General features: G+C 38.7%; 19 protein-coding genes and 8 pseudogenes. 4 read left to right on the top strand and 23 right to left on the bottom strand.

Translation table 11 applies throughout. From position 1 onward, the window contains the following. Positions 1-847 precede the first annotated feature (847 nt). The 7 genes and pseudogenes from NSS70_RS10325 to ahlS form a co-directional block, all read right to left on the bottom strand. A complete protein-coding gene (locus NSS70_RS10325) occupies positions 848-1,591 on the bottom strand; it encodes an amidohydrolase family protein (protein WP_066250671.1) in 744 nt (247 codons plus the stop codon). 269 nt (positions 1,592-1,860) lie between these two features. Beyond that, positions 1,861-2,082 carry a helix-turn-helix domain-containing protein gene (locus NSS70_RS10320; protein ID WP_094245812.1) on the bottom strand — a complete coding sequence of 74 codons (222 nt, stop codon included), beginning with the start codon at positions 2,080-2,082 and terminating at the stop codon, positions 1,861-1,863. A gap of 10 nt (positions 2,083-2,092) precedes the next feature. Further along, on the bottom strand, positions 2,093-2,569 hold the full coding sequence (locus tag NSS70_RS10315) for a DUF2975 domain-containing protein (RefSeq protein ID WP_094245811.1): 477 nt from the start codon (positions 2,567-2,569) through the stop codon (positions 2,093-2,095). A 380-nt stretch (positions 2,570-2,949) separates the two neighbouring features. Then, a pseudogene (locus NSS70_RS10310) lies at positions 2,950-3,093 on the bottom strand (metalloregulator ArsR/SmtB family transcription factor); the annotation flags it as partial. A 62-nt stretch (positions 3,094-3,155) separates the two neighbouring features. Continuing rightward, positions 3,156-3,555 (bottom strand): annotated as a pseudogene (locus NSS70_RS10305) (transposase); the annotation flags it as partial. Positions 3,556-4,051: 496 nt separating this feature from the next. Then, complete coding sequence (locus NSS70_RS10300; protein ID WP_063389499.1) at positions 4,052-5,233, bottom strand: iron-containing alcohol dehydrogenase; 1,182 nt, start codon at positions 5,231-5,233, stop codon at positions 4,052-4,054. A gap of 111 nt (positions 5,234-5,344) precedes the next feature. Next, positions 5,345-6,193: an AhlS family quorum-quenching N-acyl homoserine lactonase gene (ahlS, locus tag NSS70_RS10295; protein WP_063389500.1), complete on the bottom strand. Its 849-nt coding sequence runs from the start codon at positions 6,191-6,193 to the stop codon at positions 5,345-5,347. Between the two features lie 444 nt (positions 6,194-6,637). On the opposite strand from ahlS, the gene NSS70_RS10290 reads away from it, so the two are divergent. Beyond that, a complete protein-coding gene (locus tag NSS70_RS10290) occupies positions 6,638-8,344 on the top strand; it encodes a sigma 54-interacting transcriptional regulator (RefSeq protein ID WP_340882504.1) in 1,707 nt (568 codons plus the stop codon). 170 nt (positions 8,345-8,514) lie between these two features. Here the strand turns inward: NSS70_RS10290 and bioD are convergent. The 4 genes and pseudogenes from bioD to bioW form a co-directional block, all read right to left on the bottom strand. After that, positions 8,515-8,682 (bottom strand): annotated as a pseudogene (gene bioD, locus NSS70_RS10285) (ATP-dependent dethiobiotin synthetase BioD); the annotation flags it as partial. Then, entirely contained in the window at positions 8,679-9,851 is a 1,173-nt protein-coding gene (gene bioF / locus NSS70_RS10280; RefSeq protein WP_130156618.1) for an 8-amino-7-oxononanoate synthase, read from the bottom strand. The pseudogene bioD and the gene bioF, both read right to left, overlap by 4 nt. Before the next feature lie 22 nt (positions 9,852-9,873). Next, a pseudogene (bioA, locus tag NSS70_RS10275) lies at positions 9,874-11,135 on the bottom strand (adenosylmethionine--8-amino-7-oxononanoate transaminase). A gap of 53 nt (positions 11,136-11,188) precedes the next feature. After that, the gene (gene bioW, locus NSS70_RS10270; RefSeq protein WP_094245806.1) at positions 11,189-11,959 is read right to left on the bottom strand and encodes a 6-carboxyhexanoate--CoA ligase; all 771 of its coding nucleotides are present in this window, start codon (positions 11,957-11,959) and stop codon (positions 11,189-11,191) included. A gap of 561 nt (positions 11,960-12,520) precedes the next feature. On the opposite strand from bioW, the pseudogene NSS70_RS10265 reads away from it, so the two are divergent. From NSS70_RS10265 to NSS70_RS10255, 3 genes and pseudogenes are all read left to right on the top strand, one after another. Continuing rightward, positions 12,521-13,871 (top strand): annotated as a pseudogene (locus NSS70_RS10265) (ISLre2 family transposase). Between the two features lie 225 nt (positions 13,872-14,096). Next, positions 14,097-14,537 (top strand): hypothetical protein, encoded by a 441-nt coding sequence (locus tag NSS70_RS10260; RefSeq protein ID WP_340881444.1) that lies wholly within the window; start codon positions 14,097-14,099, stop codon positions 14,535-14,537. Between the two features lie 374 nt (positions 14,538-14,911). Then, positions 14,912-15,721 (top strand): hypothetical protein, encoded by an 810-nt coding sequence (locus NSS70_RS10255; protein ID WP_340881442.1) that lies wholly within the window; start codon positions 14,912-14,914, stop codon positions 15,719-15,721. Positions 15,722-16,033: 312 nt separating this feature from the next. On the opposite strand, the gene NSS70_RS10250 is transcribed toward NSS70_RS10255, so the two are convergent. The 12 genes and pseudogenes from NSS70_RS10250 to NSS70_RS10195 all read right to left on the bottom strand — a co-directional run bounded on the left by NSS70_RS10250 (position 16,034) and on the right by NSS70_RS10195 (position 25,739). Next, on the bottom strand, positions 16,034-17,431 hold the full coding sequence (locus tag NSS70_RS10250) for an acetaldehyde dehydrogenase (acetylating) (protein WP_340881441.1): 1,398 nt from the start codon (positions 17,429-17,431) through the stop codon (positions 16,034-16,036). 470 nt (positions 17,432-17,901) lie between these two features. Then, on the bottom strand, positions 17,902-18,204 hold the full coding sequence (locus NSS70_RS10245) for an ArsR/SmtB family transcription factor (protein WP_063389511.1): 303 nt from the start codon (positions 18,202-18,204) through the stop codon (positions 17,902-17,904). Between the two features lie 795 nt (positions 18,205-18,999). Beyond that, positions 19,000-19,781, bottom strand: a pseudogene (locus NSS70_RS10240) (sulfite exporter TauE/SafE family protein). A gap of 341 nt (positions 19,782-20,122) precedes the next feature. Beyond that, entirely contained in the window at positions 20,123-20,683 is a 561-nt protein-coding gene (locus NSS70_RS10235) for a sulfurtransferase TusA family protein (RefSeq protein ID WP_327873931.1), read from the bottom strand. A 305-nt stretch (positions 20,684-20,988) separates the two neighbouring features. Beyond that, positions 20,989-21,353 (bottom strand): annotated as a pseudogene (locus NSS70_RS10230) (rhodanese-like domain-containing protein). Between the two features lie 10 nt (positions 21,354-21,363). Further along, complete coding sequence (locus tag NSS70_RS10225; RefSeq protein ID WP_066246720.1) at positions 21,364-21,846, bottom strand: DsrE/DsrF/DrsH-like family protein; 483 nt, start codon at positions 21,844-21,846, stop codon at positions 21,364-21,366. A gap of 53 nt (positions 21,847-21,899) precedes the next feature. Next, entirely contained in the window at positions 21,900-22,127 is a 228-nt protein-coding gene (locus NSS70_RS10220; RefSeq protein WP_066246718.1) for a sulfurtransferase TusA family protein, read from the bottom strand. Between the two features lie 194 nt (positions 22,128-22,321). Further along, positions 22,322-22,582, bottom strand: a complete 261-nt coding sequence (locus tag NSS70_RS10215) for a metal-sensitive transcriptional regulator (RefSeq protein WP_063389517.1) — start codon at positions 22,580-22,582, stop codon at positions 22,322-22,324. Next, complete coding sequence (locus tag NSS70_RS10210) at positions 22,549-22,944, bottom strand: sulfurtransferase (protein ID WP_240326745.1); 396 nt, start codon at positions 22,942-22,944, stop codon at positions 22,549-22,551. The genes NSS70_RS10215 and NSS70_RS10210 overlap by 34 nt, the downstream gene beginning before the upstream one ends. Positions 22,945-23,168: 224 nt before the next feature. Beyond that, positions 23,169-24,064 (bottom strand): annotated as a pseudogene (locus NSS70_RS10205) (MBL fold metallo-hydrolase); the annotation flags it as partial. A 22-nt stretch (positions 24,065-24,086) separates the two neighbouring features. Beyond that, complete coding sequence (locus NSS70_RS10200; protein ID WP_339211503.1) at positions 24,087-24,944, bottom strand: carbon-nitrogen hydrolase family protein; 858 nt, start codon at positions 24,942-24,944, stop codon at positions 24,087-24,089. A 429-nt stretch (positions 24,945-25,373) separates the two neighbouring features. Then, positions 25,374-25,739 (bottom strand): winged helix-turn-helix transcriptional regulator, encoded by a 366-nt coding sequence (locus tag NSS70_RS10195; RefSeq protein ID WP_339192796.1) that lies wholly within the window; start codon positions 25,737-25,739, stop codon positions 25,374-25,376. Positions 25,740-25,877 lie beyond the last annotated feature (138 nt).

Raw genomic sequence — 25,877 nt, 5'->3', positions numbered from 1 at the left:
TCAACTATAAAAATAATAGGTTACTATATAACGAAAACCTGTAAAGAGTATGGTTTTCCTTTTTTATTTATATTTTGTGGGCACTCTTTTTTGTTTTGAAACTTTTGATGTACAAGGATTTAGAGTGATGAAATTCATTCATATTGTTGATTTATAAGGATTAACGCTCTTAATGGCTTCTGGAATACCCAGAAGAATTATAATGTACTATTCATTAATTATTGGGAGAGGAAAACGATGCAAACAAACGTTGACCAGTGTACCCGTGTATATACGACGATCTATCCAATATTAATTGCAATCAGTATCGGTCAATTGACATGAAGCCATGCAGTCGGTTGTTCCTGAGTGTTTTCGATTTTGGGAACATCAATGCATTTATCGTATTCGCAAATTGGCTGGATCGCCTTTAATTAAATATAGTATTTTCATTTTGCACGCTGATCGTCGGTTTACTTGCAGATTGGTTTCCTTGACTGTGGAAAAATAAAAAACGGGAGAGACCAGAGTCATTGATTATCCTCGAGACATTTTTTTACATTATACTACATTTAATTTCCTTATCCAATTTTTTGTTAAATCTCGTTATTAAAATTGACTGGATAGTCAATGTGTTTTTTTAAACTGCAGGTTAAAAACAGTTCCATGCGAAGAACATGACATAATCCATTTTCTCCAAAACAAAAAAAGAGGATGCCATCTAAATAGACATCCCATTTTGTCGTATATGCTTTGTTTGAATAAAATATAAATATGCAATAAAAAGGCGTGAAATGTTTACTTTTCTTAATTTTTTTGAAAACTTTCGCTTTATATTTCCCTTTTTCACACTTAATTCCACTTTACTTTATTTACAATACCATTCCATTGCATTTTGATAAAGGATTTTTTTAACTGCTTTATCATCAAAATGCTCTTGGATTAATTCGATATCTGAAAACCGGAATGGTCTTTTTGCCCTTGTAGAAGGCAGGTCCGTTCCAAACATGAGGGCATCTGGATTCACCTTATAGATATTTTTCATCGCTTCAACCGGGTCAAAATCAATTCGTCCAAATCCTGTTGCTTTTACACGTACACCCATTTCAACTAATGCAAGCAAATGTGGAAATCCTTCCTTCGACAAGCCTAAATGGTCAATGGATACTGCTGGAAGTTGGGCGATAATTGGCTTGATAGCCGGCAGCTCTTTTGAATTAATATACAATTCTGTATGCCAATTAGCTAGCTCATAAACTCTTTTAGCAAAATAATCTAATCGACGAATGTCCTCAGAGCCCCCGCGATTCACATTAAAACGCAGTCCTCGGACACCGTGTTTATTTAGCTCAATAATTTCTTCGTCGGACGTATCGTATGGAAGCTGTGTTATACCAACAAAATTCTTTCCTAGTTTTTGTAATGCATCCAACAAATATGTTTGGTCAAACTTTTGAAAAGAGCCTGAAACAATTGCTCCACCTACTAAATCAACTGTATTTACATGTTGTAAATAATCCTCTGTTGTAAATGGCTCGGGCAAGAAGCCTTGATTTTCGTATAAAGGAAACTTTGGATCAATAATATGTAAATGCGCATCAAATATTTTCATCAGATTACCTCATTCAAATGTGTCTCCTTTTTGTATTTTGGAACCATCAGCATTACTCATACCGCCTGTAATTTTATCAATGCTGATTTCTATTGATTAAAAATCAAAATTAGCATTATTTGTTATACTTAAAATCATGTTATTCTCATTTGGTTCCATAGAATTATCCGTACAAGCCGATAAAAACATAACTATCAAAAATGAAATTGATAAAAGTAACGATTTCTTCATAAATTCTCAACCCCTTATTAAATTAATTATTTGATTATTTATTCTTGGGTATCCTTATCACTTTGATATTCAAGAATATCCCCAGGCTGACAATCCAAAGCCTTACAAATAGCATCTAAAGTTGATAATCGAATCGCTTTTGCTTTTCCATTTTTCAAAATAGAAATGTTAGCCATAGTGATTCCAACTTTTTCAGATAGTTCTGTTACACTCATTTTTCTTTTTGCTAACATCACATCAATATTAATTATAATTGCCATATTTTTCACCTCAGACCGTTAAATCATTTTCTGATTTTATTTCTATGGCATTTTTTAACAACTTTTGAAGAACCGCAGAAAAAACTGCAATCACAAATGAAGCAAAGATAATTATAAATCCTGCAAGTGCTATTCCAGGGTGTAAGGCATTTTGTGATATAAGAAAAATACTACCTATTACATATAAAATGCTAATGGCATTTGCACAGTATTTTATATTTTTTAACGCATTTACTGAAAACTCCGAGAAAGCATTGTTTTTATCAATGTTGTTTAAAAGTCTTAAAGTCTGATATAAAGCAAAGAAAAATGGTATTGCAGTTACATACAAACCAATTAATACAGGATATTGCAAATAAGCATATTCTGGATACATTTCTGCGGTATAATTTGCTAACCAAGGTAACAAAAATATACACAAAGCAAGTACCGTAATCCCAATAAGAAAAACAGCTATCTTTAAAAAGAGTGTTGTTCCTCGTTCCATAAAAGCACCTCACTTATTTACCGTTATTATTATCCTAATACAAAGTTTATTGTCTTGCAATAAATTATTGTTATTAATTAATATATTATTATTGTTTTACTATTGTAATTTCTTTTGTTGGTGTGAAATAAAAAAGCATCTCTTTTTTTAGACAGAGATGCTTTGAATACCTAATACAGTCATAACAATAAATTTCTTTTTTCCAGTATGTCGTAACACTTTTACAAGGCATTGGAAAATTTATTTGCAACACTCTTGTTCATTAGAATATTTAAACTTTCTCACAACACATCACTCAACATTCCACCAAATAATCCGATTTAGGCATCCATTGTTTTCAAACTGTTAAAAAAGTAATTCCACCATATATTCCGAAGACCCAAAATTTTTAAATGATGCGACACGCTCGGTTTCTGCATATCAAAATGGGAAGCAATTTCACCAGCGGTTAAATCCCCACTTTTCAGCAAGGAAAGAATCTTTCTTCTAGTGGGATCAGCAATGGCTTTAAACGCTTCGTTAATATATCGATATTTTGGAAGTCAATGTCTTATTTTTTAATATTTTACAACACGACTGTTGATTATCAAAAATTAGGTATGTCATTTCCAAAACTTTGAGAATACTTAAACAAGGCAACTCCGATTGCCAATTGAGAGGAAGTTGTCCAAAAAGAAGTTGACGTTCAAAAGAAATGAAAGTAAGCCCCTTTTGAACCTACTTCTATAGCCATCTTAACAGCACGCAGGCAATGACGACGCAAACGACTAATTGTAGACTGCTTTTTCTATTGTCCCAAATAGGATACTGCTTGATCCATCGAAAAGATCTCGACCGTCCAACGTTTTTGATACATATCGGCGATCTTTTCCGCCGATAGTCAAAACATTGGCTACAATGCGAATCTCATGTCCATGGATGTCACGAAAGATGGCCACTCGATAACGTTTCTTCGAACGGCATTGCTTTGTTCCTAATTGACATGTTGTTTTCTGAAAGAAAAAAATACAGAGTTTTGCAGTATATCTATATCCAAATTTTGTATAAATATACATATATGCGATCTATCCATCAAGAGCTTGGCATGGATCCTCTGTAGCCATGATTCTTTAGCCAAGCACCAGCTTCAACAGTTTTGGCAAAACCAAAAAAGGTTTTCATGTCTCCCCCTCCATGTAAAGCACCTTGTATATCACTGCGTAAGGATTTTGTAATTCTCTGCACTTTTATTTTGCAAAAACAGAGTTGTGAAAGTGATCCATGATTTCACGGTTTGCCCTTCCCTCATCAAAATATTTCTTCACAACATCTAATTTATATTCTTTATTGTATGTTTTTTTAATTTTTACCTATAAAAATACCCCCTTCTAGTAGACAGTGACATCCCTTTCTTTTTTCTGTCTAACTATAAGGGGATAATATCAAAAATCTGGCCCTTATCTTCCTTTCAACTGTGAATTATAAAACTCAAGTTATCGACAATTATGACGGTTCCGTTACTATCCCTTGAAAGGCTGACTGATATATGGTTCGGATATCTTCTTTATTAAGCTTCATTGGACTTCTTGCGAGCAATCTTTTTTGTTTCACCCCGTCTTCCGTCAATTTTTCGATCGCACTTTCCGGAATGCCGAATTCTCCCAAAGTTGTCGGAATTCCGACATCTGCCACTAATCTTTTTAGTTCCTCGACACATTGATAGGAAGCTTCTTTTTCAGACAAATAGCTTGAATTCTCGCCTAGAGCATTCAATATGTCCACCATTCTTTTTTGGCAGCTTTTTCGGATGTAGCCCATCACATATGGCAATAAAACTGCATTGGAATCGCCATGGGCAATATGAAATTGTCCTCCAAGCGGATAGGCTAAAGCATGTACGCCTGCCACGCCGGCATTAAAAAAAGCTAATCCGGCAATATAGCTGCCGTAACTCATATCAATCCGCGCCTGTTTATCATTTCCGTTTAACACAGCTTTACGGATGGAACGGCTGATCAGTCTCATCGCTTGCAGGGCAAGACCGTCTGTTACCGGATTGGCATTGATTGAGACATATGCTTCCACTGCATGTGTCAATGCATCGATCCCCGTTGCAGCGGTCACTTTCGGCGGGACAGTGACAGTTAGTTCCGGATCAATAATTGCTACATCAGCGAGCAAATAATCATGTGTTACAACATCTTTCGTACTTTCTAAAGATAAGACAGAAATATTAGTGACTTCAGAGCCCGTTCCGGAAGTTGTGGGTATCAAAATTTTGGGGAGACCTTTTTTATCTACTTGATTTGTACCTGTTAAATTTAAATAACTTTCCACTGTTCCTTTATGAACAGACAAGACTGCTGCAAGCTTTGCCAAATCCATTGCGCTTCCTCCGCCTAAACCTATGACGAGATCGAATTTGTTTTCTCTCGTATAGGCGACAAGCTTTTCTCCGATTTGAAGCGGAGGCTCTGGTTCGATGTCAGTATATACATCAATGCTGTATCCTTTTTCTTGTAATGGAGATGTGACGCGGTCAACGAGCCCTATGTCATTCAACACCGGATCTGTCACAACAAGAATTTTCTTAGGTTGATATTTTTCAACTTCCGGAACAAGCTGGCTTAACGAACCCCATCCAGTATAACATAAAGGTGTAAAAACTAGCTTTGAATGTGTCATGACTCTCCTCCTTCACACCCTGGAATGTTCTCTTAAAGCATCGACATTTGTGTTCTTTAAAATCTAAATGGACGTTTCCACCCATTTCTTCTATATAAACTCCGGGAAATTTTATTCATAATATCCTTCCGTCGATTTTCTGAATCCTTTAAATTGTTCTGCATCATGCCCGAACCATACTTGGGAATTTGTTTCTTTGGCAATCCGGCGAATTCGTTCGACCGTTTTCGCATATCCGAGAGAATCATAAATAATTCCAGGTGGCTTGATTGGCGGCCCGTAGCTTTCTGCCGTATAGATCGCATCAGATGCAAGAATGATGCCGCCAGTTTCAGGAAGGTGTACATGAAGACCAAGCATTCCCCAAGCATGACCGCTGCCAAAGTTTAAAACTTTCACCCCTTCCGCAAGTTCAACATGATCTTCATCCCGATTGATTGTCCTCCATTGAAGATTATTTTTTATCCATGCATCAATATCTGCCCAAATGTATGCCCCTTCTTTTTGGTTGCGGGCATAAGATTGTAATGTGCCGTTAAATTCGTCTTCATGTACGACAACGGTTGCGTTTGTAAACATTTCTAAGCAGCCCGCATGATCGAGATGAAGATGAGATGCCACAACAAATTTAATATCCTCTGGTCTGACCTTTAATTGCTCAAGTCGGTTATGCAAGTAACATTCTTCGCTCGCTGTCCATGGGAACGTTTTTTGCGTCGTTTCAGACCAGCGGCCTGCAGGACCCATGGAATTTGGATTACATGCCGTGTCAAAAAGAATTTTTCCTTCAGGATGGTCAATTAAAACGGTATAAATCGGGAATTCGACAAACTCAGTCTGCGCGTTCGGATTGTCAATGGTTGCTGGATTGTGCATCGCAATCATCCAGTTTTTGTCCATTTTCATTCGGCCGTTGTCCATTACATACAGTTTCGGGTGTTTTTTAATAATGTTTGCCATAAAAAACCCTCCTATAATGAAATAGAAAATGTCAATCAAGACATGAGATAATTCTTAAATGACGACATGTAAAAATGTGTTCTTGTTTTTGTTTCAACATTCAGCCATTTCTACCACAACATATTCCAAATTCCGTAAGCGCTTTCTTTATACAGTACAAGAAATACTGCTGAAAGAATAGAGGCAGTATATTCTTTTTTTCTATTCATTCATCATTCGTTCTACTTTCCCCCTCCTTATTTTTTGCTCATCAATTTAAATGCAAAATGCATGCCAAAAAAAGCTTCTTACAAACAAAGGGATTTTTAAGCTTCTTTACTAAAAACTGTTGAAAAATTTCACCATAAAAAAGGATTAATAATCGAAATTATCGAAAATATATGGTGAAATTATTCACCAAACGGTTGAAAAAATTCACCAATCAGATGAAAGGTTGTGATTATAATCAAAGCAAACTCTATTAATTCCTTAACTTGGGAAAATATTTTTTCATGCATGCATAACGGAGTAGTTGTCGTCGATCGAAAAGGAAACATTGTTGTGATGAATGCTGCTGCAAAAAAGTTATTGCAAGCGGAAAATGGAAACTGGGAAGGAAAGCATATTCAAGAACTCGTCCCTCACACAAAAATTTTGGAGGTTGTGGAAAGCGGCGATCGTTCAATCGGTCAAAAAATGATACTAGCGGACAGACAATGTATGGTAAACCGGACTCCTCTGTATCAAAACGGCAAGCGCATCGGTGCGATCAGTGTTATTCAAGATATTACTGAAATCGAGCAATATCGCAGCCTACTAACACAGCTTGAGGCGATTATCGAGTTTTCAACTGACGGCCTTTATGTTGTTGACAAAGAAGGGATTACGATCTATGTTAATTCCGCATATGAAGAGATTACAGGTTTTGAACGCACAGAACTGGTCGGAAGGCATATGCGGGATCTGATGACGAATGGTTATATTGACCAGTCAGTATCTCTCTTAGTTTTGGAAAAAAAGAGACAAATTTCCATTATGCAAAAAATAGGAGGCAAAAAAGATGTCATTGTCACCGGAAATCCGGTATTTAATGATCAAGGAGACGTTGAGCTCGTAGTGACGAGCGTAAGGGATATCACACAATTAAATAAACTTAGAAAAGAGTTAGAAAAAGCAAAATGTATTTCCGAAATAAACCAAAACCGTTTTTCGGCTCATGTGAACGGATCAGAACAAATGTTTATATGCAACAGCAAAAAAATGAAAAACATTTATGAGAAAGTAAAACAAGTGGCGCCTTTTCCAACAAGCGTCCTTTTAACTGGCCCTTCCGGAACAGGAAAAGAGGTGATCGCCAATTTTATCCATCATCACAGCCAACGGAAACAAAAGCCGTTTATTAAAGTGAATTGCGGGGCCATTCCTGAACATCTGCTTGAATCTGAACTATTCGGCTATGAAAAAGGTGCATTTACTGGTGCGAATAAAGAGGGGAAAATTGGTCTGCTTGAATTGGCGGACGGCGGAACCGTTATGCTTGACGAAGTAGGAGAAATGCCTCTCTCTTTGCAGGTAAAGTTATTACGAGTATTGCAAGAAAAGCAAATTCAGCGAATAGGAGGCAGGGAGCCAATTAAGCTTGATATTCGATTTATTTCTGCAACGAACAAAGATTTAAAGCAACTTGTTTCAGAAGGAAAATTTCGTGAGGATCTTTATTACCGTCTGCATGTTGTTGAAATAACTGTTCCGCCCTTATCTGAACGCCAAGAAGATATATCACCGCTTATTGATCATTTTTTTTCATACTTTTGCAAGCTTTACCATGTCGATAAAACATTGTCAAAAGAAACTAAGAAGGCTTTAACGAGCTACCATTGGCCTGGAAACGTCCGAGAATTGAAAAATTTAATAGAAAGCATGATCGTATCGGTTCCCTCTCAATTGATCGAGCCGCACCATCTTCCTTTGCACATTCATGATCAAAAAGACGGTGAAGAAGCTTTGACGCTGAAACAGCGCGTGGAAAAATTTGAACAGCGAATTGTAAAAGATGTGATCAAAAAATATCCATCACTACGGATTGCGGCAAAAGAACTCGGCATCGACCATTCCACATTAGTCAAAAAGTTAAAGAGATGGGGTTTAGATCCAAAAAAAGCAAACATATAAACAATCTCGATTTCTGCTCATCTAAAGATTTTATTCTGTTGTGCCGGAGAAAAATAATTTGCAGTTGCTAATCAAAAGAAGCGTCCTCATTTTTTCAGACGCTCTATATTAAAGGAGTAGAATTTTTACATGGGGTGTCTCATAAGTCAATTTTCGACTTTGAGGTTCCCTTTTAAAAGACTTGTATCGCTTGTTGGATCATCACGAGAAATACCGCTTAAAAACGGTTTAAAGACGCCGACATCCATTCCCTTCTCTTTTAATACAGCTGCTAGTCCGCAAGCTATTATCGTTTTTCCAACACCATTATCAGTTCCTGTTACAAAAAAACCTTTCATTTGATCATATTCAACTCTTTTCCGATTAATTTAAATGCATGCAACAAATAATCTATCTCCTTTAAGCTATGGTCCGCGGTCACCGTTAACCGAATTCTGCTTTCTCCGATAGGTACAGTCGGCGGTCGAATCGCCGGGGCATATATTCCTTTTTCTTGTAATCTTTTTGCAAATAGGACAGCCTTATGAGCATCTCCGATCAATACAGGAATAATTGGTGTATGATCTCCCTTCACGGTGTACCCCATTTCTTGTAAACTAGTTTTTATTCGTTTTGCTTTTATAAGCAATTGCTGTCGTTTTTCTTTACTATGTTCGATGATTTCCAATGCTGTATATGAAGCTGCACAAATAGATGGTGATAGTGCGGTTTGAAAGATAAAGGTTCTGGCATGATTTCGCAAAAAGTCAATGAAAACCTTCGATCCAGAAACGACCCCGCCTTCCGTTCCAACCGCTTTACTTAAAGTGCTAATCACTACATCCGGAAAGACGTGAAAAAATTCACTTGTTCCCCTGCCGTTTTCTCCTAAAACTCCTGTTGCGTGTGCGTCATCCACAATGACAAATGCATGATAACGTTGAGCAAGTGACATGATTTTATCTAAAGGCGCAATGGTACCATCCATACTAAAGACACCATCTGTGACAATAAAGCGTCGCCGTGATGAATTTGTTTCTTTTAATTTTTTTTCCAAATCTTCCATATCTACATGGTTATAAATGACGGTATCTGCTTGTGAGAGACGGCATCCATCGATAATACTCGCATGGTTTAATTGATCGCTAAAAATAACATCACCTTTTTCAGGCAATGAAGTAAGCACGCCGATATTCGCCAAATAACCGCTTGAAAACAGCAAGGCACTTTCAGTCTGTTTGAAATCTGCAAATCTTTTTTCAAGCTTTTGATGCCACTGCGTATTGCCTGTCGTTAGCCTTGAGCCGCTGCTCCCAACCCCAAACTCGTGCAATGCCTTTTCTGCTGCAAGAATCAAGCGTGAATCATTGGCCAAGCCCAGATAGTTGTTTGAGGAAAATACTATGTACTTTTGGCCATCTACGTACATTTCGGGACTAGGTGCAGTATTCATTGTTCTAAGCGTCCGATACAAGCCGGATTCCTTTGTCTTCGCTAAACGGTCGTTTAACCACCCATTAAAGTTCAACGCTTGTCACCTCATTATGTCTTTAAAAAGCAAAACCTCTTTTTCTGTTACCCGTGACAATTGCATCTTTCATATCTTTAAGTTCTTCTTTTGTACTGGCAAGCGGAGGATAAATACAATGACGTCACCCAATGGTCTCGTCAGCATGCCAAGCTCCCTCATTTTTAACGTAACGTGGTAGCCTATTCTTTTTTCTGAAGGGAAAGGCTCCTTTGTTTCCTTCGAATAAACAAGTTCAATTCCAAGCTGTCTGATATCTCCCACATGAGAAAGTGATTTGAACTCACGAAGGAGCTGTTGAAGATACGCTGCTTTTTCACTAACTTGCTCTACCACTTTTTCCGATTCAAACAAACGTAAATTTTCAATGGCAACAGCGCATCCTAACTGGTTGCCTGTATAGGAATGGCTGTGGAACAACGTTTTGAACTTGTTATAATCATCATAAAAAGCCCTATAGATCTCCTCTGTCGTCAATGTGGCAGCGATTGATAAATAACCGCCTGTAATTCTTTTCCCAACTGCCATTAAGTCAGGCTGGACATGTTCATATTCGCAGGCAAACATTTTCCCAGTACGGCCAAAACCCGTTGCCACTTCATCAACAATCATTAAGACATCATATTTTGTACATAATTCTCTGACACCTGCTAAAAATCCATCAGGCATCACAATCATCCCACCCGCTCCTTGGACCATTGATTCAATTGTTAGTGCGGCAATTTCCTGATGCTTTTCCTTAAGCAGTTGTTCAAGTATGTTTAAGCATTCATCACGACAATGTTTCGGATCGCCGCTTTTTGACCGATAAACGTAAGGAATAGGTGCCTTAAAATTTTCAAACATTAATGACCCATATACTTGATGATAAAGCTGGATGGAACCGACACTTATGGCGCCGACCGTATCCTCATGATAGCCGTTTTGCATTGTAATAAACTTTTGTTTCTCTGTCTTATTGATATTTTTCCAATATTGAAACGCCATCTTAAGTGCAATTTCCATCGCTTCAGCTCCGCTATCTGAATAAAAAACACGCGTCAGCTTTTCAGGACTTATTTGAATGAGCTTCTCCGCAAGCTCTGTTGCTGGAACATTTGTCATGCCTAACAATGTGGAGTGGCCATTTTTTCGAGCTTTTTTTTAATTGCTTCGTCCAGTTCTTTTTTACGATTGACCATGTACGTTAGTCAAACGGAAGAAAAGCCGTCATATATTCTTTTCCTTCAATATCTTTAACTTTCATTCCTTGGCCGCTTTCAATTATTAAAGGATGATCATCATCTGTGTAAAAGGTAGTCATAGATATTTTTTACTTTTTTCGATTAATTGTTGTTTCATTTCTCTACCTCCCAATGAATAAAGACTGGCTGTTTTTCTAAATAGTGAATATAGGCATTCAGATCTTTCCTGCAATCAACAAAAAAGATGCGGCAGCCACGTTCATCTCCATATTCTTTTAGGTTTGTAATCCGTTGATACCCTAGCTTTTTACTTGCAACATAGCCAGTAGTATATTCAGGATCGTCTGACCAACATAGTTCAGCGATGGTAGCCGGATGCGCACACACCTTTGTGGCAATCACAAGTGCTTCCCTGATTCTTGTACTCTTGGGCACATGAAAATAGTCTGCCCAATGTTCAAAATTCGTCTTCATCCAATCGATTCTTGAAACACGCACTCCCTTTTCCTGCCTATCATCAATACGTTTTCCTGAATGAACATCAATTAATATAGCGCCTCTCATTCCTGAATATTTCGTCCATTCTGTAAATGCTTTTTCAATAACCCGTCTTTCGATACCGACTTTCTCCAAAAGCAGCCTAGACAACTTTCGCCCTTTCTCTACTGTATCTGCCTCATTTGTGTCAATATGTAATGGTTGAATTCGTTTAATCGGTTCGTGAATAGATTCAAATTGAATTTGCATAAAATCCGGAGTACCTCTTGAGTGATGAAGTCCCTTTTCTAATAAAGCATTTACTGAATTTTTTAAATCACTATAGGTTGAAAGCAGTTCTCCACCAGATATATGTTTTCCGCCATGTTCATGAGGTCCATTCTTGGCAGCTCTCATTCTGACACTATAATACCTTTCCTCTTCCATTCGTTGGCCTCCAGCATCCGTCATTTATTTTATGTCAATGAATTTCCGTCAAAATTCATTAAACTAATTAAAGAGCTATTTCTAATTTTTCCAACCTCCAATCTTTTTTATGTTAACTTTTAAAATAAAAAGGTTAACAATTAAATGATAAAATTGTTAACTATTAATGTCAATTGGTTAACTAAAATACGCACTCAAAATGGCAGCCAGTCTCGGGTGAAAGGAGCTTTTATTGAAGATAAGCGGTTAAGCTGAGTAGGAATGCTTTGCAAAATGTTTTTATCTTAAAAAATGCCGTCTAAAAGGATATGATTATTCCTCGCTTTTCTCATTCATTATCAGTTCAATGCCGATTTGAAAAAAATAAGTGTGAGTAAAATGTTTGTGGGAGAAATTCTTAGAATTCCCCGATGAGGGGGTTGGGAACGTAGGTTCGTAATCCCCCTCATCGGGGCCAGCAAGCAAAGCGCGGTAGGATCCCAAGCAGGAAACATGAAAAAAGGACTCTCTCCCTGGTAAGATGATCATTGTCCACACCATCAAACAGGAGGAGAGAGTCCCATGAATATTCAACAACATCTTACCACAAATTCGTTGACATTCAAAGCGATCGAACTTGATTTGTTTCGAGCCTTGCAAAACGCCTTCACCGAGCTGTTTACGGCTCTGTTGGAGGACATCAACCCGGGACAAGCGCCGGGTACCACTTGAAAGACAAACGACGCACCACGATTCAAACCTTGTTTGGCGAAGTTACCTTTGAGCGAAACTACTATTTAGACCGAGAACAAAACCGTTACACGTTTTTGCTTGACTCCTTTTTAGCGTTTGATGGATCACAGTCAATCAGCCCTTGTCTAGAAGAAACAGCGGTGGGATTGGCTGTGGAGTGCTCTTCCTATCGCAAAGCGGCTTGTACGCTTGCCCAGATGGTCGGGTATCCGGTGATGAGCCATGAGGCGATCCGCCAGTTGGTGCTCGAGGCTGAAGTTCCGCTGCACTGCCCGGTTGACCAGCGATATGGACGGGTGCTGTTTGTGGAGGCCGATGGACTGTTTGTCTCTCGCCAAGGGAAGGGAAAACGGGCCAAGGAAGACAAAATCCTGACCGTTCACGAAGGGTGGAAGCGCAACGGCTCACGGATCGAATTCGTGAATCAGCGCCATTACGTCCATGAGGGCAAGAGGGAGGTGTGGGAAGGCTTCGAGGAATTTTTGATGAACGAATATGCCTATGATCCGTGTCGGGATCTTCTTGTCATCAACGGGGACGGCGCTCCATGGATTACCGCGTGCCGGGAGTATTTCAAAGGACGGGTCTGCTTCCAATTGGATCGATTCCACGTGGCGCGTGAGTTGCGCCAATGCCTCTCGGGCCATCCACGGTGGCAGGCGATTCGGCAAAAGCTGGCGAAGCAGGATGAAGAGGGGTTGCTTGTGGAACTGAACAGCGCCCTCGGCACGCTGGGGGACGAAGCGAAAGAACAACAGCTGGCTGCCTTGATCCACCGGATTGAATCGATGCCGGGATGTATCCGCAATTACCGGGAATGGCTGAAGGAGCAAGGAGTGGACACAACGGGCATGTATCCGATGGGGAGGGCTGAAAGCGTGATGAGCCAGCTGGCGTATCGGGTGAAATACCGCCGCAGTTGGACAGACAAGGGACTCAGGGCGTTTTTCAAGGCAATGATTGCCCGGATGGGATGGGATTCGTCTTTTCGGACGTCGTTTAGGAGAAGAATCGTCGCATCCGGCGGAGGAAACGGCATCTACCAAACAGACGATCGTGAACAAGGCGAAACAACGCATCCGCCGTCTTCTTCCAGAGGTAACGCGGAAACAAGCCATATTTACAGCAATCGTCCGGGACTCCGATCTATCATGCCCTGTCTGAACTCAAGGGATGGTAAAAAAAGGTATACATATTCGTCTGTCATGGCAAGGGATGAGAGTCCGAAAGCGCTTACGGATGAAATTCAAAAAAATGGTTCGCTAACCTATGACTTACATCTATTTTCAGCGAACCAAAAAAATTCCCACAAAGTCTTGACTGACTCGGCACCCAATCCGTACTTGTCAGAACCATTTCATTCGAATAAAATTGAGAAAAGGAGATTTTTAAAAGGAGTCAAAAAATGGAACAAAAACTCGACTTAATTTTAGAAAAAGTGATGTCTATTGACAATGATCTTAAAAATGTGCATGAGCGACTGGATTATATCGGGACGCGATTGGACCAGGTAGATGAACGATTAAATCGGGTCGAAAATCGATTGGATCGAGTAGAAGAGCGTTTAGATCAAGTAGAAACACGCTTAAATCATGTTAAAGAGCGATTGAATTGGGTCGAAAATCGGTTGGATCGAGTAGGAGAGCGATTAGATCAAGTAGAAACACGCTTAAATTATGTTGAAGAGCGATTGAATCGGATTGAACAGGAACAAAAATCAATTAAACAAGCTGTAATGGAAACAAACGAAGAAATGAAAAACCTCCAAGAAAGCTTCAAATCTGTTTACGAAATTATTGGCGAACATGACGTTTCCATCCGTACGTTACGAAAAAAAATTATGTAACCTACAACCACCTCAAAAAGTGATAACCTCACTTCTTTTTTTAACCCTGTGCTATTTCCTGGAAATACCATACAAAAAGCAAAAATTTATTCCATTTTATTCAAAGAACCTGTATTTAAACTTTTATTCTGACCTTTGAAAATAAATAAAAAACGTGCCCAATCATACAGTTCTCTATTTGGCATATTGTGCTAATGAATAACTTAGGATTGCTAAGGCTGGTGAGCACGAGCAATTCAAAGCCGCCTATCTTGATGTCTTCTCCATTTTTTTACTAAAAGGATGTAAAAAATATTGAATACAATAAACTACTAATCTAAACTGATAGTTGATGAGGTAGAAAGACTTCCCTATGTTTCACTGGAGTTGATTTGATGATTGCTACTATGTATAAACGGAGAATGAAAGCAGCATTTGCTCTATCTTCTATAGTTATGCTCATTGGTATTTCTGTTTTTTTCATCGATCGACCAGATTCTTTACAAAATTGGTTAAATCTTTCTTCAATAGGTATTGTAGGTCTTTTTTTGTTTTTTACCGGAGTTTCAAACCAGATTAAATATAACAAGGTGAAAGATATTCAAATTCATGAGTCAAAAGCTTCCCTCCTTGAGTTGGATCATCTAGTTTTAAAAAAAGATATTGGCTTTTTTCCTCGTCTCCTACTGTTTGAAAAAAGCGGCCATTTTGTTGGAACGATTAAGCCAATCCGTATTCCTTCTATTTTTTACCCAATGAGCCTGCTGCTTCGTGATTCATTGATCATGACGCTTCCGATTACATATGGTGTTTTTTCGAATAAAGGAAATGTGCTGTTTACCTTTAAGAGAAAAGGAATGAAAAAGTCGATTGTAACTGTGAAGGATGTACATGGCCGAAAACTGGGAGAATATGTACAAGAGGATTGGAAAAGTCTAGTCAACATAAAAGGTGAGCTGAGAGATGCTGATGATAAGCTGATTCTCCCTGTTAAGGTTAAGGCCTTTTCTGGTGATTTTACATTAACAGATTCCGAAGGTCGGCAGTTGGCCCGTTTCTACAATGGATATTTCCCTCATGAATATACAAATATTTTTCGTGATGTGTACAATGATATCGTTGAGCTCTCTGACAACTTGTCGAAACATCATAAAATGCTTTTAATTGCAATGACTGGCTTTTTATTTTTGCAGCGCAACCAATAATCTAGTGTTGTTTTGGGAGTTTTCCCGCTACCACTTTACGATTTCCAAATTAACAAAAAACTTTTTAAAATAGATCCAGTGAACTGCACGAGCTTACTAGTTGATGTGTGCAATAATAAATCCATGCAGGAAAAGATGCTCCTGCATGGATTTTTGTACTGAATATCGTCCTTACAACGAAATTTTTTTAGGGGGGTAAACGCATTATCACTTCCGGAGTGTCGAATTTATTTTTTTAGCTGTATCAAAGAACATGGCAGATGTTTGATACAGTCTTTTAATCTATCAAAAGAGTTTTTATGGACAGTCAAGTTATTTCGTTAATGCAGGTTCATTTTGTGCACTTTCCTCTTTTTTTGGCATTTGGCGGACTCCAAATGCAACACGTTTAATGTTAAACAAGTGATTGACCGTAACATTGTCAGATGTAACGTTGTTGCCAATAGCACCGCAGCCAAGAGTCAAGGACGGTTTTACGTTCACTGTAGCGCCAATAGCGCCAAATGTTGTACCGGCATTTACAATGATACGTCCTGCTGGTTTATCGATTGTGTAAGCTTCGATTACTTTTTCATCCTCAGCGTGAATTCCGACTGTGTGACCAAGTCCGCCTGCATCAAGAAGTTTTTGGGCAAGCTCGCTTGCTGCTTGCATATCTTTCACTGTATAAAATGCTAGCGTTGGAGATAGTTTTTCAATTGAGAATGGATATTCTTTCCCAACTCCTGTTTCTTCTGCAACGATCACTTTCGCCTCGGACGGAACTTCAATACCTGCCATTTCACCAATCACTTGAGGTGACTTTCCTACAATTTTTGCATTCAGTCCACCGTTTACGAGAATGATGGATTCTACTTTTCGTTTTTCTTCTTCATTCAAGAAATAAGCGCCTTGTTTTGTCATCTCTGCAACAACTTTCTCTTTAATCGACTCATCCACTAAAAGAGCTTGTTCAGAAGCACAAATTGTTCCGTAGTCAAAAGTTTTGCTTTCAATAATAAGTTCAACAGCTTTTTCGATATTGGCACTTTCATGAATGTATACAGGTACGTTTCCAGGACCTACTCCGTATGCTGGTTTTCCGGAGCTGTAAGCAGCTCTTACCAATCCAGGACCGCCTGTGGCAAGGATGACATCAGTTAATTTATGCTTCATCAGCTCGTTTGTTGCTGCCAATGTTGGTTGGGTAATGCACAAAATCAAACCTTTTGGTGCTCCGGCACGCTCTGCTGCTTCTTGCATAATTCTTGCCGCTTCCGTTGTACATTTTGCAGCAGCTGGGTGAGGGCTGAAAATAATCGCATTTCCTGCTTTAACTGCGATCAATGATTTAAAAATGACTGTTGAGGTAGGATTTGTAGATGGAACAATTCCTGCAACGATCCCTACAGGTTGAGCAACTTCCCATACGCGGTTTTCTTCATCGCGACGAATAATCCCGACTGTTTTCACATCCTTGATAGAATTGTAAACATCATTCGCTGCGAACAGATTTTTTACTGTTTTATCAGGAACATTCCCGAAGCCAGTCTCTTCTACTGCCATAGCAGCCAATCGCTCAGCTTCTTCCCTTGCCGCTTTAACCATGCTTTCAACAATATGATCAATCTCGCTCTGAGTCATCTTTGCCATTATTTTTTGAGCTGTTTTCGCTTCCTCAAGGTAATTTCTTATTTCTTGGATAGATTGTAAATCAATATCTCGCAACATCTTTGCTTCGCTCCCTTTCATAGTTTTCATTTAACTAGCAGATTCATATTGTCATGATCTCAAATGACACTATTTCAATTTTGTTCGCTTGAACAAGCATCATTTTTTGTGTTTCTGCCCTCACCTCCTCAAATGCTAGCAGTTTGACATCACTGATTCTTGTCATGACCACTTTATCGAACGACGATCTAATCTGATGTCGTCACCAATATGCAAAACTCCTTCTTCCAATACTTTCGCTTTTTGACAAAGAAGAAGCATTTCAACCGCCCAAAAATTGATAACGATTACAAAAAAGCGGTTTCATAAAACCCGAAAATTTGTTGAAGTATATTTTTTATTTATTTAAATATCTAGAATCATCGATATAAATAATTATAAATCGATAATTCTCGATATCTGAATCTATAAATATAATAAAACAAAATAAAAAGGGATTCAAGCCAAAAGCAACAATTAAAAAATTAGGCCTATAAATCCCTTGATAATAATTCATTCAATTTTTTGATGTTCTCTTCATCCCTTTTATAATAAGTCCATTGCCCAACACGTTTTGCCTTTATTAATCCGGCATTTTGCAGCATCGATAAATAATGGGATACAGTAGATTGTGACAGTCCAACTTTTTTATGGATATCGCTCACACATACTCCATCTTCGTGTATATCACCGTGCTGCGGTTTGGGAAAGTGAGCTTCCGGATTCTTGAGCCATTGTACGATTTGCAGCCTCGTTTCATTTGACAAGGCTTTAAACACTTCTAAAAGTTCCATTGCTACCTCCAATTGACAATACTTATATTTCAAAACAACAGCGGAATAAAATTTGCATTAACAGACAATAAAAACACGAACAACGACAATCCTAAAACGGAGGTTGATCGCTCTTGCATGGATAGATTAGCATATAACCAACAAATCTACAATACCTTGACGACTAGCTCTGATTGTTGACAGCGTGGCAGTGATCATTAGCCCCTAAAACGTAATAATTTTATTATTAATTCAATAATACACGAAACCCAACCATAAAAGCAAAATCCAAGTCTTTTAGCAATAAACTGCTTTATTTTCTGTAAAGCCCTGATAATAAAATTACATACAATTATAATCAACTTGATTCTTGAACAGTTAATCAGCCTCCTCAGCGCTTCATGTTCAAACACAACCTTATAAACATGTTTTCAGAGCAGCCAATCAAAGATGAACTGTTGAATCTTTGATCCGGATGATCGTAAAAACAAATTCATTGTTCCTTCTATAAGCGAAAGACATCTATATTGAATGCGGGCAAAATCCTTTTCAGACACACTTGCAGAGCGAAATGGTTTTTAGATTGTGGTGAAAGCGCGCTGAACACCATTGCATGATCAGGCGAATCATTGCATATAGTTCATGTTTGTTTTCATCATACACTTGATCACTATAGCATCCTTATCATCCAAGTAAGAGCTCCAAATATTCTCTCTTTGTTTTCCTAACTTTAAAACCAATAAATGATACGCCATAATTATTATACATCTTGATTCGTTTTTTCGAATCACACATGAAAGTTTTTTCACTGACGGCTTAAAAAATATCGATCCAAATTTTCGCTGCCGTCGCTAAAATTAAGACAGCTAAAATTACGCGGAGTACTTTTGTGCTCATTTTTTGTCCTGCTTTTGCACCTAAAGGAGATGCAATCAAACTTGCAATGACCATAATTATTGCAGGAATGAATTCAACTTGGCCCGTTGTGATTTTTGCAAATGTCGATCCGATTGAGGAAATAAACGTGATCGCTAATGAGGAGGCAATCGTCATTTTCGTTGGAATTTTTAGAACAGAAAGCATAATCGGTACTAATAGAAAAGCTCCCGCCGCTCCGACGATTCCTGATCCAATTCCGATCAAAAATGAAAGCGAAGCTGCCAGCCATTTATTGAAGTTCACCATGTCCAATGGAATATCATCAATCCCTTTATTTGGTACGAACATCATCAAAACAGCAAATGCTGCTAAAATGCCGTATACAAGATTAATGCTTCCTTCACTCATCATCCTAGAAACGTATCCGCCAATGAAACTTCCAATTAAAATACTGCACCCCATATAAAAATTAACGACTTATTTAAGTATCCACCTTTCCGATAGACTAAAACACCGCCAATCGTCTTAAAAAATACTTGGACGGCACTAATTCCCGATACTTCATGGGCGCTGAACGCAGCAAGGCCAAAAAGCGGGGGCAGGTAAAGAAGCATCGGATATTTAATAATGGAACCGCCAATCCCAACCATACCGGAAAGGAAGGAACCGATAAAGCCAATAAGAAACATTACGATAATAAAATTGAACGTTATTTCCATTGATATACTACTCCTTTGATGTTGTTGTTAAAATCGGGGTGCGTATATGCACCCCGCTAGTAAGTGAATTATCCTTTTTAATTCGAAAATGATCGATCATGTTCTTTTTTTCATCATCGTATGCCTATTGCTTGATGCCCAAGGCGATAAATGAATTTTCGTCCCAATGCAATGAACCATCGATTAATTCACAATAAGGGACAATTCAATATTGAGAAATTTCGCCTTTCATTTTCCAATTGCAAAATAGTTCGCATGTATACTATAAAAATGTTTTTTTGTTGTTTAAAGATTTTTTGTACCTTTATCATATATTTGTATATTGATAACCAACTGTTCAATCATTGTTCAAGCGATCCATTCCATTCTGACATACCGGGGACAATATTCCATACGTTTGAAAACCCTTTTTCTGCTAATTTCTGGGCTGCCAAACTACTGCGCGTTCCCGTGCGGCAGACGACATAAATGGTCTTATCTTGCGGGAGTTCCTTGATCCGTTCCTCCAATTCTCCAAGAGGAATTGACAAGGCACCAGGAATATGCCCAAATGCAAACTCTGCCGGTTCACGGACATCTAAAATGATAATTGACGGATCATTTATTTTGTCTGCTAATTCTTCATTGCGAATAACATGGGGGAATTTCGCTTCATTCTTTGCCTCGCTCTCACTTGCTCTACGAATATAGTGCTTTAATATCCCCTCTTCTTCAATTGTACCGAGATAGTGATGTCCAGTGCTTTCTGCCCATGCTTTCATATCCGCTTTCGATCCTTTGTCTGTTGCTTGTACCTCCAGTACTTGTCCAGGCTGCAACTTATGAATCGCTTTTTTCGCTTTGACAATCGGCAGCGGACAAGACAACCCTTTAGCGTCTATTGTCATATCTACTTGAATCATGACTTTCTCCTCCTTAAATGGGAACTATTCTACAGGATCTTCTTATTTATGCATCAATTTCCGCAACTTTCCGATAGTTTTCGGCTCGTCTGCTTTTTCCTTCAAACAGCAGGCGAGAGTATTTTCTTTTTCTGTATCTAGTTCATTCTCCGAAACTTGAACAGTCAGGGCGTAATATTTATGGAACTAGAAATTTTCCTAAATCGACTTCTTCTAGTTCATGAACATCAATAACATTGAATGTTTTCCTTTTATGGAACAACGCCTCAAATTTCTTTAGCAGAATAGTTGTTTCATAGCAACCTTTATGACCAAGAGTTCATGCCGCCTTTTACATTGGTTACACGCTGAAATCCTAATTTCTTTAATAATTTGCTTGCTTTGGCGCTTCTCATTCCACTTTGACAAATCACAATAACTTCTTTATCTTTTGATAGTTCATGAACTCGTTTTGGAAGCTCGTGAAGCGGAATATTTTTAAAACCAGGAATATGATTCGTATGAAACTCAATAGGTGTGCGTACGTCAATGTAATGAACATCTTTTTTCGTAATTCCTTCTTTAATTGCACTACAGATATGATTCGCACTCCTTTTATGGGCAGAAACCGATTGACAACGAACCATATCACCAATAGAACTAGACCAATATTAATAATGGTTTGAACCATAGGCCCCACCTTAAATAAACAAATTGACATTTCCTTCAGAAGCATCTGCTAAATACGCAGCAACCCCTGCAAATTCGATGCCGTCTATTAATTCATCCTGTTGGAGTCCTAAAAGATCGACTGTCATTTGGCAAGCAACCAGCTTTATTCCTTGTTCCTTTGCCATATCGATTAATTGCGGCAGCGGCACAGCATTATGTTTTTTTATCACCCGCTTAATTAACTTCGCTCCTATTCCGCCAAAGTTCATCCGCGACAGTCCCATGCGGTCAGCACCACGCGGCATCATTTTCGCAAACATTTTTTCTAATAATCCTTTTTTCACCGGAACTGTCGAATCTTTACGCAATGCGTTAAGCCCCCAGAACGTATGAAAAATTGTAACCTCATGGTCATAGGCAGCAGCGCCGTTCGCGATAATATACGCTGCCATCGCCTTATCATAGTCACCGCTAAACAAGATGATCGTTGTTTTTTTCTTTTGCTCCGACACTTTGTTTCCACCTTCTTCCCAAAATACTCATAGGGGTATAAAGATAGCAAAAATTATCCCTTTTTGATCCAAAACGTAAAAACGCCATTTTCTTCTTTCATATTAACAACCGTATGTCCACTTGCCTTTGCCCAAGCGGTCAAATCGTTTTTGGAACCTTTATCCGTTGTATGCACCTCTAAAACTTGACCAGCTTCTAACTCATCAATTGCTTTTTTTGCTCTTACGACTGGCATTGGGCATGCAAAACCCTTTGCATCTAATACTTTATCTGCATTCATTGTCAATGACCTCCTTTAATATTACCATTACCCCTATATGTATATTAATAGGGATAAAAAAATCTGGGGGTGTCTAATAAGTCGTTTTTACGGCTTATTGACGTCCCCATTAATGTTTTAGAAACGTTGATATATCGGTGTTTATGATTTTTTGTTTTCAATGGGGATTTGACTTTCTGGACAGCCCCAAACTTTTAACGACTTTTTACCAACAGCTCTACAGCTTCTTTTACAAGGTGTTCCGTTTTTTCTCCATTTTCTAAGCTTTCACGGATACATTGCTCTAAATTGGAACTTACAATAACAGCAATAGTGCGATCAATAGCGTTTCGTGCAGCAGAAAGTTGAGAAATCACGCTTTTGCAGTCCTTTTCTTGTTCCATCATACCAATAATCCCTTTTACTTGTCCTTCAATTCGTTTTAGGCGGTTTTTGATTTCTTTGCTGTATTCCATTTGGCATTTCTCCTTTCTTTGCAAGGACAATCGGCCATTGAATAGCTCTTCACTTTAAAACCGCGGCTGCGCAAAAAGCGAATGCCTAAATTTTTTCCTACTTCATCACTTGCAATCACATGGATTGGTTTATCAGGAATTTCATAAACATGCCGTTTTAAATAAGCAAACGGTATGTGAAAGGAATTCGCAATGGGATAATGATTTGTTTTTTCGTTGTAATCACGAAGATCTAGAATCGTTAAAGAATTTATACTTTCATCGCGGTAGTCAACACACGGAACTCCTCTTACTGGATAATACCGCCGATAGACAGATATTGATAACAAAATAAATAAAGCCAAAAGCAGTATTCCTTCCAATTCTTCTTTCCACCTCATTCATTGTTTTTATTTATGAACAATTATATACATGTATAAGTATATAATCAACCGATTTATTTTTCTAAACAAATTTTTGGAACAGAGGCATTTTCTTTATTTGTTAGTTATCAATATAGCTTTCCCTTTACTTAATTTAAAAAATATTTGCGGAGGGAGAAAAAGGAGACTCGGCATGAATGACTCAAGTCTCCTTTTTTTAATCATTACCGGACTGCCCAACGGTTTGGACCGATTTCCATCTCGCGTTGCTGCTCTTCATCTGGATGAAGCTTTCCCATATTTGTTTGCCGAATTTCCTGATAAGCATTCGGTTGCGGAGGCAAGTTTTCCGTCACCGTTTTTCGAAACTCTTCTTCGCTCGCGATATTGAGACCATGATTTTTTGCGTACAACATACCTAATGTAGTACCAACACTACCATCGTCATTCATTTCACCCGGTACCATAAAATGTGCAGGCAAAACCAACAGGTCATCTGCTAATTGTTTATAGCGCTCATATAATGTCTTGCGCAAATCCCCACCCAATCCTGCGCTTTTCCAGCCAAATCCGGACGACCGATCGAATCGATAAATAAAACATCTCCCGTTAGTAAATATTGGTCATCTATAATAAACGAAGTGCTGCCAATTGTATGTCCCGGTGAGTAAACAGCTTCGATCACTGCATGACCGACCTGAATGCGGTCCTCATCTTGAATCGATGCATAGGAAAAGGTCACTTCTGTCGCATCTTTTGGAGGCAAATAGTACGTCGCTCCCAATTGTTCAGCTAACTTGCGGCCGCCGGAAATATGGTCTGCGTGCAAATGGGTATCAATGACATATTTAATAGAAATCTCGCGTTCCTTCGCAAACTCAACGTATACATCCGTCATGCGATTTGTATCAATAAGCGCACCTTCTCCGTTTGATTCGATCAAATAGGACAGGCAGCCTTTCCCGAGACGGACAAATTGATAAATCGCACCGCCGTTTTTCAGCTCAGCGATTTTGACCGGTTGTAAATGCTCGCTCCACGCTTTCATACCGCCTTCAATGGAATAAACATGTGAAAAACCTTCTTGTTCAAGCTGTTCGGCAACAAATAGCGATGATCCTTATAGAGCAGCTAGTCACATTTTATTTCCAATCCGGATAAAGATCCGTGCGTCGATCACGCCACGTGGTGACAGAACCGCTTTCGCGAACCTGATATAACAGCTCTAAATCGAGATCAGCGGTTACAATCATATCATGATTGATTTCTCCTTCTACCAAGATGCCGCGCGGAGGAAATGGGATATCGTTCGGTGTAATCACCGCCGCTTGCCCAAAATTTGCCCTCATGAAATCAACCGTAGGAAGGGAACCTACCGTACCAGTGGTGACGACATAAACTTGATTTTCGATTGCTCTCGCATGGCTGGTGTAACGAACACGATAAAATCCGTGACGATCATCGGTGCATGAAGGGCAGAAAATGACATCAGCCCCTTTCGCCTTTGCCATTCGAACGATTTCTGGAAATTCGATGTCATAGCAAGTCAACATCGCAATGGTTCCCTTGTCTGTTTCGAACACCTGCAAGCTTTCTCCAGGAGACATATTCCATTCCTTTACTTCCGTCGGAGTGATATGAAGCTTTGGCTGTTCGGCAACTCTTCCGTCTGGATAGAATAAATAAGCAACGTTGTATAATCGTCCGCCTTTACGGATGACATGGGTTCCTCCAATAATATGCATCTTTGTTTGCTTAGCCAAATTAATAAATAAAGACCGATATTGTTCTGTAAAATCAGGAAGATCTTGAATGGTCAAAGGTTGCCCTTGCTGGTTGCCAATAGACATTAGCTGGGTGGTGAAAAATTCCGGAAACAAGACAAAATCCGCCCCAAACTCTTCGGCTGTTTTAATATAATGTTCTACTTGTTTGGCAAATTCCTCAAACGATTGGATGGTATGAAGATGATATTGAACTGCTGAAACTCTCAGTTTCATAGTCTCCCCCTCTCTTGTTATCCATCTAGTAACGTTTCGCCCCAGTCAGTGGCGATACTGATATTATTAGACACATCATTCAATTTAACAAGTACACACTTTTGTGTTACATAGTGTGGAAAAGTATACTAAAAGAGGATAAACGAAAAAAAGGAGAATAAAAAAGAAGTCTGTAGAAACGATGAGGGATCTGATGATAGAGGCGATGCTTTGTGATCTGCAACCACATACATACAAAAAAACCAACGGACAGTGGATCTTTCATAAAGATGGTTGTCCGCTGGTTTTTTAACGTCTAATATAAACTTATTGCTTTCTTCATCTCTATATCGATAAGTGTGCATTTTCTATGAAAATTGCCTGCCTATAAAAGTATATTAAGGAGTACGAGCAGGGAGTTTTCGAAGCTTTAAAGGAGGAAAGTTTTTTCTACTTGGCGGCCTCATTGATTTTTACTTGACCTTTGACAACAGTCTCCATATAGTTTCTGCCCCATTCATACATAGCATCAAGAATTGGCATCAGACTTTTTCCATGCTCGGTCAGTGAATATTCTACTTTTGGTGGAACAACAGGATAGACTTCGCGATGAACAATTTGATCTTCCTCCAGCTCTCGCAACTGGTTAACAAGCATTCTTTGGGTGATCCCCGGCATGAGAGCTTTTAGTTCACTAAACCGCTTCTTTCCCCCTTTTCCTAGATGCCATAAAATAAGCATTTTCCATTTACCGCCTATAACAGAGAGTGTTAATTCTTTTTCACAGTTATACGTCTTGCCGCAAACGTGTCCCATCGTTTCACCTCCCATGTTTATTACAGCCCATGGTATACTCATTTTCACTTTATAATAATAAAACACATACTGTCAAATAAATGTATAAAGTGCGTACTTCTCAATAAATTTTATACGCATTATACTAGCATCTGTAAA

Origin of the sequence: Aeribacillus sp. FSL K6-2848 (assembly GCF_038004325.1) — a bacterium.
In the GTDB taxonomy this organism is placed as follows: domain Bacteria; phylum Bacillota; class Bacilli; order Bacillales; family Aeribacillaceae; genus Aeribacillus; species Aeribacillus composti.
Note: the sequence above shows the minus strand (reverse complement) of the source record. Positions and strands in the feature narration are given on the sequence as shown.